The organism is Nocardia abscessus NBRC 100374 (assembly GCF_000308455.1).
GTDB lineage: Bacteria > Actinomycetota > Actinomycetes > Mycobacteriales > Mycobacteriaceae > Nocardia > Nocardia abscessus.
In genome coordinates, this window is record NZ_BAFP01000040.1 from 68,056 (window position 1) to 80,923 (window position 12,868).

Below are 12,868 nucleotides of genomic sequence, written 5' to 3' on the forward strand. Positions count from 1 at the left end.
GAATTGTCCGGCACGCGTGTGGGTCTCGCGGCCCCGGATTCGCTGACGGGTGTCGCGCCGGCGATGCACAATGGGCTGATGGCCTCCGGGGGTCCCCAGCTGATCGCGCTGGACGTGGACGGGACGCTGCTGGATACGGGAACACCGATCAGTACGCGGGTGGTCGCGGCGGTGCGCGCGGCCGTGGCAGCGGGTGCGCATGTCGTGGTGACGACGGGGCGCACACTGCTCACCACCCGTCCCGTGCTCACCGAACTCGGTCTGTTCGAGGGACATGCGCTGTGTTCGAACGGCGCCGTGCAGATCGACGTGGCCCGAGGGGAGCCGGTCGCGATCCAGTCCTTCGATCCCGCACCGGCGATCACCGCGTTACGCGCGCTGTTCCCCGCGATGATCTTCGCCGTGGAGAAGGTCGGCGTCGGCACCTGGGCCACCGGAGCCGGTCCCGGCGAATACTCCCTCGGCGAGTACCTGCTCGTCGACCACCACGTGTTGAGCAGCGAACCGACCCCGCGACTGAACGGCTGGTGGCCGGACGGTTCACTGGAGGAGATGTTGCGAGCGCTGCGCTCCCTGCGCGTGCCGGGGGCGAGCTGGGTGCACGGCGAATTCGGGCCGTGGGTCACCGTTTCCCGCCAGGGCGTGTCCAAGGGGTGGGCGCTGGAACAACTGCGCATCGCCCTCGGCGTGCCGGACGAAGCGACGCTGGCCATCGGCGACGGATACAACGATCGTGAGATGCTGCGCTGGGCAGCGCACTCGGTCGCCATGGCCAACGCGCCCGCCGATATTCGCGACCTCGCCGACGAAGTGACCGGCCACGTCCTCGAGGACGGCGTCGCCACCGTTCTGGAGCGCTGGTTCCGTCCTTGAAGAATCGCGAGCCGAGGGCCCGCGCCGCATAGTCGCTCGCCACATCGGTGGTGATAGCGAACGGCGCTGACGATCGGTTCGACGGCGCAGCGCCGCGGACACCGGTCTCCTCGTGGAGTGGCCGTATTCGGTCGAATGGCGTTCGACGCCGCGACGTGATGATGCGGTGTTCGCATCGTCGGGCGACCGCCGCACGGCCCGGTGTCGCGTGGCAGGGTTTCCGCTGTGCGGCCCGGCGTCGGGGCTCATCGGCTTCGCCCGACGCCGCGCCGTCCCGCCTTTCCGGTTACGCGGGACCGGTTTTGGCGAGGACTTCCAGGTAGTGCGGGTTCGACATGAGACCGAGGACGTTGCCGAACGGGTCGACCACGGAGGCGGTGACGAAGCCCCCGCCGTTGCCCCTGGGGGTGACGGGGTCGTAGACCGTCGCGCCGAGTTCCAGCAGCCGGTCGAATGTCGCTTGCAGGTCGTCCACGTGCCAGTTGACGATCGCGCCGCCGGGTGCGTTGCGCGCGCCCTCCGGTGCGTAGGCGCGGTTCACGATGCCGAATTCGTGCTGGTAATCGCCGATGCGGAACTCGTAGTAGCCGCCTGCGACGTGGTAGTAGGGCTCGGCGCCGAAGAACTGGGTGTACCAGTCCTTGGCGGCCTCGAGGTCGTCGGCGTAGAAGGTGCTCGTCGCCATTCCGCGCAGCATGGTGGTTCTCCTTCGAGTTGTTCTCTCGTGCTTGTACAACCATCATCCGAGCTAAAGTGCGCACCGAATGAGCACTTTCCGCGGCAGAATTGTGCCTATGCGAGCGGACCGATTGGTAGCGATCCTGCTGATGATGCAGACCCGTGGGCGGGTGACGGCAGCGCAGGTCGCCACGGAACTCGAGACTTCGGTGGCCACCGCGCGCCGGGATCTCGAGGCACTCTCCGCCGCTGGTGTGCCGGTGTATCCGCAGCCGGGACGCGGCGGGGGATGGTCGCTGGTCGGCGGTGCGCGCACCGATCTGAGCGGGCTGACGGCGGGGGAGGCGCGGGCGTTGTTCCTGCTGGCGGGTCCCTCCGCGGGTGCCGTGCCGGAGGCGAGGTCGGCGCTGCGCAAGCTGGTCAGGGCGCTGCCGCAAACCTTCCGCGGCGACGCGCAGGCAGCTGCCGACGCCGTGGTGATCGACCCCGCGGGCTGGGGTGCGACCGATCGCGAACTGCCGCCGGTGGTGGCGCTGCTGCAACGAGCTGTCGTGCAGCGCAACAAGGTGCGGCTGCGCTATGCGAACCGCACCGGCGAGCGGTCCGAGCGGCTCGTGGCCCCCTGGGGCCTGGTGGACAAGGACGCCGTCTGGTACCTGGTCGCCGGAACCGAGCGGGGACAGCGGACGTTTCGCGTCGACCGGATCTCCGAGGCATCGCTCACCGATGAACCGGCCCACCGCCCGGACGATTTCGATCTCGCCGCCGCCTGGGCGCAGGTGGTCGAGGAGATGGAGCAGCGGCGCGCGACCACCGCCGCCACTGTGTTGATCTCCGAACGCCTGTTGCCGATCCTGCGTGACCAGCAGGGCAGGAACTGCGTCGTGGACGGCCCCGCCGACGACGGTCGCGTCCGAGTCCGCGTCACCGCCCCGACCGCTTGGATGCTCGCCCAGCAGCTGGCCGGGTGGGGCGGCTCCATCGAGGTCCTCGGTCCACCGGAGGTCCGCGCCGAACTGGCCCGCCTCGGCGCCGAACTGCTCGAACGCTATGGACCGGACAGTGGGCCCGGCGCGGCATCGTGACAATCCGTCGGGCGGTTCCTCCGCTCCTCATGGCCCTTGCTGATGTCAGCCGGAGCGCGGACCCATCCGCCGTTGCGCAGCTGAGCGACCTGCTGAGTGCGGGGTCCGCGGGAAGCCGCGACGGCGTCGGATCGACCTGTGCCGGTGAACCGCCCGCAGAGTGTGTCGAGCGCGGTCGCAACGGGGCATGCTCATGCGGACGGTTGGTCGGGGGGCGTGAGGCCGAGGATGCCGGTCAGGTCACGGAGGCATTCCTCATAGACGGGTTCCAGGTCGGAGTAGGCGAAGTCGAGCTGGTGCAGGACCTCCATGCAGAGCAGCCCGTACAGCCGGATCCAGCAGGACAGGAAGACGTGCGCGGCCTCGGGCGGCAGCTGGTCGTCGATAGCGGCCGAATAGGCGGTCAGTTGCTCGCGTAAGGACGGGGGCAGGTCGGCCGGATCGGGTACCGGGAAAGGGCGCGTCCGCCACAGTTCGATCGTCAGATCCAACAGCACTCGCTCGAACCGCAGTCCGGCTCGGTGGCGTTCGGAATCCGGTCGCCGGTTCAGCGGGGTGATCGGGGCGGCGAAGATCCAGCCGAACTCGGCCGGATGGGTGATCGCCCAAGCGCGCATGGCGCGGCAGACCGCCACAATGCGCTCGCCGATCGGCGCGTCGGCATGGGCATCCCTGACCTGTTCCATCGCGGCGGCCAGCTCGTCGAAGAAGTCCGCGGTCACCGCCCCGACCAGCGCGTCGTGGCCGGGGTAGTAGTGATAGAGCGACGGCCCGCTCATCCCGACCTCCCTGGCGACCGCATTGATGGTCACCGCGGCCGATCCCTGCTCGACCAGAAGTTTGCGCGCCGCCTCGTGGATTTCTTCCAAGGTGGCCTTGCGCAACCGCTCGCGCCTGCCGCCGGTTCGTGTCGACATCCTCGCCCTTCTTCTGGTCCACACATCTGTTGACATCTTAGAGATCCTTTGTTTTTCTAGAGCCTCTAGAAAATTTAGAGCCTCTAGGAGTTGGCATGGAACGTTGGTGGTGGGTGTTTCCGGCGGTGGTGCTGGTCACCGCAGCTGTGTGGTGGCGGCAATCCAGGTCCGCTCGCATGGGCGCCGGGGCGGCCCGCGATCGGAAGGTCCGGCGATGAAGGCGCTCGTCGTAGGCGGCGGTATCGGCGGGCTGGCCGCGGCCGTGGCGTTGCATCGCCGTGGCTGGGAGGTCGAAGTGCTGGAGCGCGCTCAGGAGTTCACCGAAATCGGTGCGGGGCTGTCGATCCAGCCCAATGGAGTGCGTGCCCTCGACCTGCTCGGCCTCGGTGATCTCCTGGGCACCGGCGGGCAACCCGGTCCACCGCTGGGTATCCGCGGTGCGGACGGGGGCTGGCTGATCCGTAACGACATCGCGGACCTCGAACGACGCTTCGGCTCATGGGCGATCCTCCACCGGGCCGCACTGGTGGACATCCTGCGCGCGGCCGTACCGGCGCATGTTCTGCGGCCGGGAACGACCGTGCGGCAGGTACTGCCCGACGGAACGGTCCACCACGACCACGGCACCGCCACCGCCGACCTCGTGATCGGCGCCGACGGCGTGCACAGCGTGACTCGGCGGTCGGTCTGGCCGCACGCGCCCGGACCGCGCTACGTCGGATACACCACATGGCGTCTGCTCACCGCACCTCACCCGGTCGAGGGAAGTGTCGAAGTGTGGGGCAGGGGTGAGCGTTTCGGGTATGTGCCGATGCCGGACGGCCGCGTCTACTGCTATGTGATGGCCAACGCTCCGGCTGGATCCCGGACGGGCCTGGATCGGCTCCGCGCACAGTTCGCGCGCTGGCCCGACCCCATACCGGCGCTGCTCGATGCCGCGCGCCCGGACGCCGTTCTGCAGCACGACACCTACGAACTGCCGAAGCTACCCACCTATGTTCGCGGGCGGGTCGCGATTCTCGGTGACGCCGCGCACGCCATGGCTCCCAACCTGGGCCAGGGCGCCTGCCAGGCGCTCGAGGACGCGGTCACGCTGGCCGCGGCCGTGGACACCCTCGGCGTGGACGCGGGACTGGCGGAATACGACCGCCTCCGCAGGCCGCGCACCCAGATGATCGCCCGGCTTTCGCGCCGGGTCGGCGCTCCGGCGCATTGGAGGTCCGCAGCGCTGGCGACGCTGCGCGATACCGCTCTACCGCTGCTGCCCAGCGCGCTCTTGGGCCGATCGATCACCCACGCCTACACCTGGACGATCTGACCCTGCCCGCGAAGCGCGGGCATCATCGGCCTGGCCTCAACCCCGCCCGGTCGGGACGCGCGGCGGCTGCTCGCCGCGAGCATGGCACCGTTTCGTCGAACGGACACACCTGACGTACCCAGTTCGCGCGTGCACCCCGCGCCGGTGTCGTGGGGGTCGGACATCGTTCGCGATGTGGTGGAGGCAGCACCCGCCTGCCGGTGCCTCCACCATGCCGGTCCGGTCAGCGCGGCGCGGGAACGTGATCGGCCAAAGTGCGCACCATGTCCGAGGCGAGGACCGCGTGGCCGCTCATGCTGAAGTGGATCAGGTCGGCGCTCATCAGATCGGGGCGCAGGCGCAGCGGGTGGTCCCAGAGTTCGAGCAACAGCGCGTCGTAGCGGTCGGCCAGCTCACGCACCAAGTCGTTGAGCGCGGCCATCCGCTCGCGCATCGGACGCATCGGCGCCATGCGCTCGACTTCCCAGACATCGGCCAGGGTGAAGGTGACGATCTGCGCTCCCGTGCGGGCCAGCGTCCCGAACAGTGTGTCCAGATTGGCTCGCAGCTCGGCGGGATCACCGCCGGGCAGGAACAGGTCGTTGCCGCCGCAGCTGAGATGCACCAGGTCGGGCCGGAATTCGAGCACCGACGGCAACTGCTCGGCGAGAACCTGGGCGGAGGTGGCGCCGATCCGGCCGGTGTTCAGGTAGGCCAGGCCCGGGCGCACCGCGGTGAGCACGGCGGCGACGCGGTCGGCCCAGCCCACCGGTTCGTAACCCGGGCTCGGGTCACCGACGCCCTGCGCGATGGAGTCGCCGAGCACCGCGTAGCGCTGCCACGGTGCATCGGCGAGCAGACGTCGTTGTTCGGCAGCAGGCAGCAGCAGGGGATCGTTGGCTTCGGTGCGGATGACGTTGTCGCTCACGGTGTTTCCTAGCTGTCGATGGAGAAGGACGGGCTGCGAGCGGGCAGGGCGGCCAAGCAGGCGGCCACGGCGGCGATGCCCGCGCACACGGCGAAGAGGGTGTGGAACGCGCCGAGCGGATCGTCCGTCCGCGCCGCGAACACGGCGGCGAGAACGGCCACGCCGAGCGCACCGCCCACTTGCCGCGCCGTCAGATTCATGCCGGTACCGGCGGCGAACTGCTGCGGCGGAAGGGAACTGGCGGCCGCGGTGCCCAGCACCGTGACGACGAACCCGATGCCGCCACCCCCGAGCACGCCGGCCGGAATCCAGGCCGACCACAGGGCGGGGGTGGAACCGAAGGCATCCGTGCTCATCCACACGGTGCACGCCACGAACATCAGCGCCCCGAGCACACCGAGCCATCGCCTGACCGTGGGGGAGCCGACCCGTCCCGCGACGGTGGCCGTCACCATCGAGGCCACCGCGCCGATGGTCATCGCGCCCGCCGAGCCGAGCACCGAGTAGCCCCAGATCGCGTCCAGGAACAGCGGTCCCGCCAGCAACCAGGCGAACATGGCGGCGCCGAAGACGAACGAGGTCGCGTTGGCCAGCGCGTACGACCTGCTACGCCAGAGGTCCACGGCGACGGCGGGATCGTGGTGTCGCGCCGAACGCGCGAGCGCGGCGACGACCAGCAGTCCGCCGCCGATCAGGGCGGCCAGTGTCCCCACCGAGGTCCAGCCCCAGCGCTGCCCCTCGGTGACGCCCGCGACCAGTCCGCCGAGACCGAGTGCGACCGCGATGGTGCCGATCGGGTCCGGTAGCGCGCCTCCCGAAGGTCGAGCGTCCGCCGGAATGCGCGTCGCCGCCGCGATGAGCAGCAGCGCCACCGGCACGTTGATCACGAAAACCGCTCGCCAGTCGAATCCTTCGACCAGCGCGCCACCGAGCGCGGGACCGACCACGGCGGCGAACCCGCCCGCGGCCGACCACGCCCCGATGGCCGCGCCGATCTTCTCGCGCGGCGTGGCGGCGAGCACCGAGCCGAGAGCGGACGGGACCATCAGCGCCGCCGTCGCGCCTTGCAGTATCCGGCCGGCGATGAGCCAGCCCGCCGTAGGCGCGAGACCGCACAGCAGGGAGGTGAGGGCGAAACCGGCCAGCGCGCCGAGGAACAGCCTGCGACGCCCGAGCGTGTCGGCGAAACGGCCGGCCGGCGTGAGCAGCGCGGCGAAAGCGACCGCGTATCCACTGACGACCCAGGTCAGTGTGGTAGTGGCCGTGCCGGGGAAGTCCCGGGCGATCGAGGGGAAGGCGATGTTGACGACCGAGAGGTCGAGGAAGGCGATGAACGCCGCACCGCAGGAGATCAGCAAGGTGCGGGTAGCCGCGGTCGCGGTCGGCGGGCTGTCGAGCCGTACGGACGCGTCGGTCATGGGAAGTCCTTCGGAGCAGGGAAACAAAACGCACGATCGTTCGTTCAGTTAAAGTACGACCATACGTTCGTATGTGCAACAGCGGAGTGAAAGAATGACGTCATGAGCGAGTCCGTCACCACGGGCCGGCCGCACGACACCGATCAGCGGTTGGCCAAGGGCGCCCGAGCGCGGGCGTCGATCGCCCGCCGCGCCGCCGATGTGGCGTCCGTCGAAGGGCTCAACGGCCTCAGCATCGGCCGGTTGGCCACCGACCTGGGCCTGAGCAAGAGCGGCATCGCGACCCTCTTCGGCAGCAAGGAGAGTTTGCAGCTCGCGGCGGTGAAGTGCGCGCGGCAGGTTTTCATCGATGAAGTCATCACCCCGAGCCGGGGCGAACCCGCCGGACTACCGCGTCTGCGCGCCCTGGTCGAGCGCTGGTTCGGTCAGGTGGCGCACCCGGCTTTTCCCGGCGGGTGCTTCCGCGTCGCGACACTCGCCGAGTTCGACAGCAAGCCGGGGCCGGTGCGCGATGCCATCGCCCAGGATCGCCGAGACTGGCTCGCCTTCCTGGTCGAGGAGATTCGGCGCGCGCAGGATCAGGGCCATTTCGGTGCACGCAGCGCCGACGCGGTCGCGTTCCAACTGGACGCGGTGATCGCCGCGGCGCACACCGCCCGGCAGATGGGGGACGAGCGGGGCGTCGCCACCGCCCGCGCCATAATCGACGAGCTGCTCGGCTGAGTCACCGCAGTCGTTGTCGCCGACACGTGGACGCAGGACCGTGCGGCGAGCGCGCCGGGGGTCGCCACCGCCGCGCAGATCTCATTTGCCGGGCCAGGACAGCCCCTCGAATTCCGGTGGCCGACCGGGAAGAAGCTTCAGCATCACGATCGGCTTGTTGACCGGGTTCCCCGACTCGTCGAACGACATCCTGCCGCTGGCGCCCTGCACCGCGGTCTGGTCGTGCAGCCGGGGCATCGTCTGCAAGACATCCCCCGCTGTCACCTTGTGGCCGTCATCGCCCGCCGCGAGACGGATCGCCTGTACCGCCGTCAGCACCGCGTCGTAGGCGATGATCGCGACGGCGTCGTCCAGCCGGTCGGCCGACAGTTGCCGGTAGCACACCTGTCCCTGGCACTTGTCGCCGAACTGGCCGATCGAATGCGGGTTGAACACGTTCGGGGGAGGCGCGTCCCACGCCTGCGGGTGCGCCAACTCGGTGTAGAACACGGAAACCTCGGTGGACAACGCCGTCGCCACCGCGTCATCGGGAATCGGGGAGTACGTCATGTCGTCGCCGGTGAGCACCCTGATCGGCTTGTCCCGGCAGTTGCGTTCCGCCAAAGCCTGGATGAACGTCGTCGCATGCCGCGCCCGCCCCGCGAAGAACACCACGTCGGGAGCCGCAGCGCAGATATTGGGCATCATGTGGTGAAAGGTATTGTCCACGCCAGGATTCAGTGAATCGTACGGCTCCGTGTGACCGGCGAAGTCGCCTGGGAAATACTTCGCGAATTCGTCACCGAGCGTCACCGAATAGCGATCCTCCGGATTCCGGTCACGCACCAGCACGGCGCGCTTCATGCCCTCGCCGACGGCATAGTTGGCAGCCGCTCTGGCCAGCGCGGCATTGGTCGGTGACACCCGCAGAAAGCCGCTGACGCCTGCCAGTGGCTCCGCGGTCACCGTGGACCCGATCATCGGCATCGGCAACTTCGCGAGTCTTTGCATCGCGTTCACCGCGTTGTCGACGCTGAGCCCGATACCGGTCACGGTCACGATGCGTTCTTCGGCACGACGCTGTTCGAGCTCTTCCAGCGCAGAGCGCCACTGAGTCAGCCCGCTGCCCGCGTTTGCCAGCAGTAGCCGGATCAACGGGGTGTCTCCGCCCATGAGTGTGGTTTTGTTGGCCGCGAGTTGGGCCAAGTGCGCGCCTTCCAAGTGGTGGCGGACCCACGCCATGGACACCACGTCCTCCGCACGCACCGTCATCGGCAGCAGCACCACGACACTCACATAGTCCGCACCTTTCTCGACGACATCGTTGTTCTCCTCGCGGATCCGCTGCTCTATATCGGCCAGCTCCGGCGCGAATACCACGCTCCCGTCGGTGACCCCGACGCACTCGTCGTACGGGCCGACTCGCGCGACACCCTCGCCGCAGCGCTTGGTCCAGTCGACCACGGCGGGCACCACGACTACCGCCGCCACCAGGCCGACGGCCACCGCGAAGACCACCCCGGCGATCAACATCCACCGCCGCCGCCGCGGCGGCGGCGGCGCGATCCGACCACTCATCAGTACCTCCCCGCACGTTCGTGCAACAGGACAGAGCCGGGACCCCGGCCACGAGCCAACTCCCGGAACTGCCCGGCGATGGTCTCGTTCAACGTCTTTTCCGGATCACCGAGCGGGTCACTGCGCACCCACAGGCCGGCGATCAGCCAGGCCAACGCGTCGTTCTTGCCGAACCCACTACCTCGCACCAGGTCGCGGACCCGGTCGATCGGCGTCCGCTCGGCGTCCGGGCGATTGGGTGCCGAGGTGATCAAGTCCAGCTCCGTCAGCCAGTCTCGCGCCTCCGCCACATCGATCTCGTCGTCGTCGCGTGCGAACGGCCGACCCAGATAGTCGACCACGGCGGCGAGATTCCCCAGAGCCAGCTCGTGATAGCACACGGCGACCTCCTGCCCGCCGCGGCGGTACACCTCCCGGCAGAGTGTATGAGTCCGCGTCCAGTCCCGCGGATCGGTCTCGTCACGAGCGGCCAACTCACGCAGGAGGATCCGGCGCAACCAAGGATGGATCTCCAGCTCTGTCGGCGCCCCGTCGCGCTCTCGGATCCACAAGTGGTCGCGCAGCGACTCGAGCAGTCCCTCCCCGTTGGGGACCTCCGAGTCGAGCACCTCGGGCCGATACAGCATGTCGACGTTCCGGGCGGCGCTGGCGGTGATCAGATCGCGTCTGTCGGGCACTACCGCGAAGTCTTGAAGAAACTTCTCGCGCATGCCTTCGTGCACCGTGGGCCGGGAACCATCGTCGGCCTCGGTGCCTGGTTGCCGCGGCCGCGGCTGGTCGAAGACTCGGCGTGCCGCGGCCAGCCGCGCCCGATAGTCGGACCGGGCCAACACGGCGAGAACCTCGGAACTGCCACCTGGATGTCCGGCCGTCAAGCTGCGCACGAAATCGGCGACCCGCGGGGTGTCGTACAGGCGGCGATCCGCCGCCAGCTGCGCGATGTCCTTCGCCGTGCGGCTGCCCACATCGATCAGGTACCACGGACTCCACGGACACTCCGCCGCGGGATCCCGCGGCCAATCGCTCTCGATGTCGGACGGCCTGCGTGGCGCAGGCCACCGCAGTGTTCCGGTGCGGTGCTCGGGCGGACGCTCGTCATCGCGATCGAACCGGTATCCACCGGGGCGGTGCCAACTCTCGCTCCAGTATGGGATCCACGTCCGGCTGGCCGCGATCACCACCATCGGATCGAACTCCGTGCCGGCTCTGCGCCGCGCCTCCTGAAGCGCGAGCAGAAACTTCCGCCCGGCCGGAGTATGCACATTGTCCAGCAGTGCAAGGCAATTCAGCGTCCGCCGCGATCCCGCCGACCCGGTGTAGGCGCGCCGGAGGTCACCGAGGAACGCCTCGCAGAACAGCGCGTCGGCCTCGGCGCGCAGATCGGCGTTGCCGTCGGCGTGCGTGCCGTTGTCGTGCGACCACATGGCCAGGTCGATGAGCGCATCCTCGGGGCCTGCGAGCGAGCCCGGCGCGCGCGGCACGCCGCGCAATAGCCGCCTGCGGTCCAACCGGCCCAGACCTCGCAGCAGCACGTCGACGGCCGCGGCCGTCCAGGGGGGTAGGCCGCCCGTGGTCCCGGTCAATGCCACCAACTCGACGATGCTCGCGCGATTGCGTTCGATCGGCCCGGAATCCAGCAGGATGCGGCGCAGCTGGCGCAGCGCTTCTCGGCGATCGTCGGCGTGCGTGTGCAGTGTGCTGCCCACCACGAGCAGGCACACCGACAGCTGCGGGAAGGCCGGCCTGCCGAACTGGCCCCAGTGTTTGCTCAGCTCGAAGGCCAGCTTCCCGAGCACTTCCCTCGGCTCCCGCTCCCCGCTCTCGAAGTCCAGATAGGCATGTGGGACCAGCTCGCATCGAGCCTTCATCGCGCGCAACAGCTCCGTCTTGCCGGTGCCACGCGGGCCGAGCGCCACCACGACCGGCAGCTTGCGGCTGCGCCCCTCCGGCCGCTCCAGTAGGTGCTCGAGCAGCCACCCGTTGACCGCGCGTAACCCACTCGAACTCCACTCATCTCCCGGCATCGCCCTCTATCCTGCGTTCGTCTGGCGCTACTGCTGACCGGAGCGTTTCGTCGTGGACACCGGATCACGCGGATGCTGAAGCAACTTCGCGGATTCGGCACATGTCGTCGCCCCCGCACGACGGATGCCCCTATTCCCACCGCAGGCAATACCCCCGTGTATCGACCACTATAATTCGCCGCCGACCACCTCGCGCGCGGCGGAAGCCGGGACGCCGAAGTATCGGAAGAATCCCGACAAACCCACGGGCGCACCGTCATTCAACCGAGACATCCGCACACGATGCGGTGAACTTATGCAGACCCTCTACTACGTTGTGGTCGACGGACGCGGCACTGCCACCACCGGCGTGGAGGATCATCGCGGGCCGACGGGGCCTCGTCACCACTCGCGGTGACGTGGGCGGCCGGCTCGGACCGGTTCACTAACCGGCCGGTGACCCGTTGACCGGTAGGAGCCCGGAATCGGGAACAGTTCGAGCCCGGCTCGCCGGAACTTTCCGATCAGGCGGAAAGAGCGCGCGGCTCCGCGATGGCCGCGTGATAGCGATCCAGGACGACCCGGGTGAGTGCCGGATGCGCGCCGAGGACCTCGGCGTGGATGGCCTGCGGCGCCGCGTGGGCCAGGCGATCGGTCAGCAGACCGGGTGCGAGGAACCAGGGGGCCACCAGCACCTGGTCCGCACCGCGGGCGCGCAGCCGCGTAATCGCCTCGGTCACCGACGGTTCGGTGGTCGCGAAGCAGATCTCGGTGCGCCAGCCGGTGCGGGCCGCGAGCCGGGTGGCGACCTCGGCGGTGCGGGCGTTGGCCGCGGCCGACGACGAGCCGACCGCCGCGACCGCGACGCCGAGGCGACGATCCGCCGAGGTGTGGCCGCCACCAGCGGCGAGGACACGGTCGCGTAGAGCGCCGATCAGCCCGGCGTCGGTGCCGAGCACGTCGGCCTGGGTCAGGTGCAGACCGAGCCGGCGGCTGCGGGCGGCGGCGAGCAGGCCCGGCAGGTCGACCCTGGCATGGAAGGCGCTGCCGAGCAGCAGCGGTGTCACCACCGCGTGCGTATGTCCATCGGCGGCAACGGCATCCACGACCTGTTCGACCGACGGGGCGGTGAGATCGAGGAACGCCGTCCGGACATCGAGGTCGGGCCGCGCGGCAGCGAGGGCGCCGACCACCTCCGCGACGGTCGCCGCCGAGCGCGGATCACGACTGCCGTGGGCTACCGCGATCAGCGCGGGTGGCCGCGCCGTGGCCGCACCGAACACGGCCGCGCGGTGACCGGCTCCTGGTGTCGTGGAGCCCGAGCGACCCGCCGGGGCGCTCGCGCGCAGGACCGGCGGGGTATCGAAAAGGGCTCGCGACACGGCCATG

The 12,868-nt window shown here is 69.4% G+C and carries 11 protein-coding genes; 4 read left to right on the top strand and 7 right to left on the bottom strand.

Annotation, left to right across the window (positions count from 1 at the left end):
* Positions 1-78: 78 nt before the first annotated feature.
* Positions 79-873, top strand: coding sequence for an HAD family hydrolase (locus ON19_RS08435; protein WP_227954416.1), 795 nt, complete (start codon positions 79-81; stop codon positions 871-873).
* 286 nt (positions 874-1,159) lie between these two features.
* On the opposite strand, the gene ON19_RS08440 is transcribed toward ON19_RS08435, so the two are convergent.
* Complete coding sequence (locus tag ON19_RS08440) at positions 1,160-1,570, bottom strand: VOC family protein (RefSeq protein WP_043688725.1); 411 nt, start codon at positions 1,568-1,570, stop codon at positions 1,160-1,162.
* A gap of 97 nt (positions 1,571-1,667) precedes the next feature.
* Here ON19_RS08440 and ON19_RS08445 point away from each other — a divergent pair, with 97 nt between their 5' ends.
* A complete protein-coding gene (locus ON19_RS08445; protein ID WP_043688726.1) occupies positions 1,668-2,636 on the top strand; it encodes a helix-turn-helix transcriptional regulator in 969 nt (322 codons plus the stop codon).
* 191 nt (positions 2,637-2,827) lie between these two features.
* Here ON19_RS08445 and ON19_RS08450 read toward each other — a convergent pair whose 3' ends face one another.
* The gene (locus ON19_RS08450) at positions 2,828-3,553 is read right to left on the bottom strand and encodes a TetR/AcrR family transcriptional regulator (protein WP_043688727.1); all 726 of its coding nucleotides are present in this window, start codon (positions 3,551-3,553) and stop codon (positions 2,828-2,830) included.
* 214 nt (positions 3,554-3,767) lie between these two features.
* On the opposite strand from ON19_RS08450, the gene ON19_RS08455 reads away from it, so the two are divergent.
* Positions 3,768-4,871 (top strand): FAD-dependent monooxygenase, encoded by a 1,104-nt coding sequence (locus tag ON19_RS08455; protein ID WP_043688728.1) that lies wholly within the window; start codon positions 3,768-3,770, stop codon positions 4,869-4,871.
* A 223-nt stretch (positions 4,872-5,094) separates the two neighbouring features.
* On the opposite strand, the gene ON19_RS41320 is transcribed toward ON19_RS08455, so the two are convergent.
* The gene (locus ON19_RS41320; protein WP_043688729.1) at positions 5,095-5,778 is read right to left on the bottom strand and encodes an SGNH/GDSL hydrolase family protein; all 684 of its coding nucleotides are present in this window, start codon (positions 5,776-5,778) and stop codon (positions 5,095-5,097) included.
* Positions 5,779-5,786: 8 nt separating this feature from the next.
* Positions 5,787-7,196 (bottom strand): MFS transporter, encoded by a 1,410-nt coding sequence (locus ON19_RS08465; protein WP_043688730.1) that lies wholly within the window; start codon positions 7,194-7,196, stop codon positions 5,787-5,789.
* A gap of 102 nt (positions 7,197-7,298) precedes the next feature.
* Here ON19_RS08465 and ON19_RS08470 point away from each other — a divergent pair, with 102 nt between their 5' ends.
* Positions 7,299-7,919 (top strand): TetR/AcrR family transcriptional regulator, encoded by a 621-nt coding sequence (locus tag ON19_RS08470; RefSeq protein WP_043688731.1) that lies wholly within the window; start codon positions 7,299-7,301, stop codon positions 7,917-7,919.
* A gap of 81 nt (positions 7,920-8,000) precedes the next feature.
* Here the strand turns inward: ON19_RS08470 and ON19_RS08475 are convergent, their stop codons facing one another.
* From ON19_RS08475 to ON19_RS08485, 3 genes are all read right to left on the bottom strand, one after another.
* A complete protein-coding gene (locus ON19_RS08475; RefSeq protein ID WP_083899227.1) occupies positions 8,001-9,476 on the bottom strand; it encodes an ABC transporter substrate-binding protein in 1,476 nt (491 codons plus the stop codon).
* Positions 9,476-11,500: a hypothetical protein gene (locus tag ON19_RS08480; RefSeq protein ID WP_043688732.1), complete on the bottom strand. Its 2,025-nt coding sequence runs from the start codon at positions 11,498-11,500 to the stop codon at positions 9,476-9,478. Before ON19_RS08480 ends, ON19_RS08475 begins: the two co-directional genes overlap by 1 nt.
* Positions 11,501-12,003: 503 nt before the next feature.
* The gene (locus ON19_RS08485) at positions 12,004-12,867 is read right to left on the bottom strand and encodes a sirohydrochlorin chelatase (RefSeq protein WP_083899228.1); all 864 of its coding nucleotides are present in this window, start codon (positions 12,865-12,867) and stop codon (positions 12,004-12,006) included.
* Between the last annotated feature and the right edge of the window lies 1 nt (position 12,868).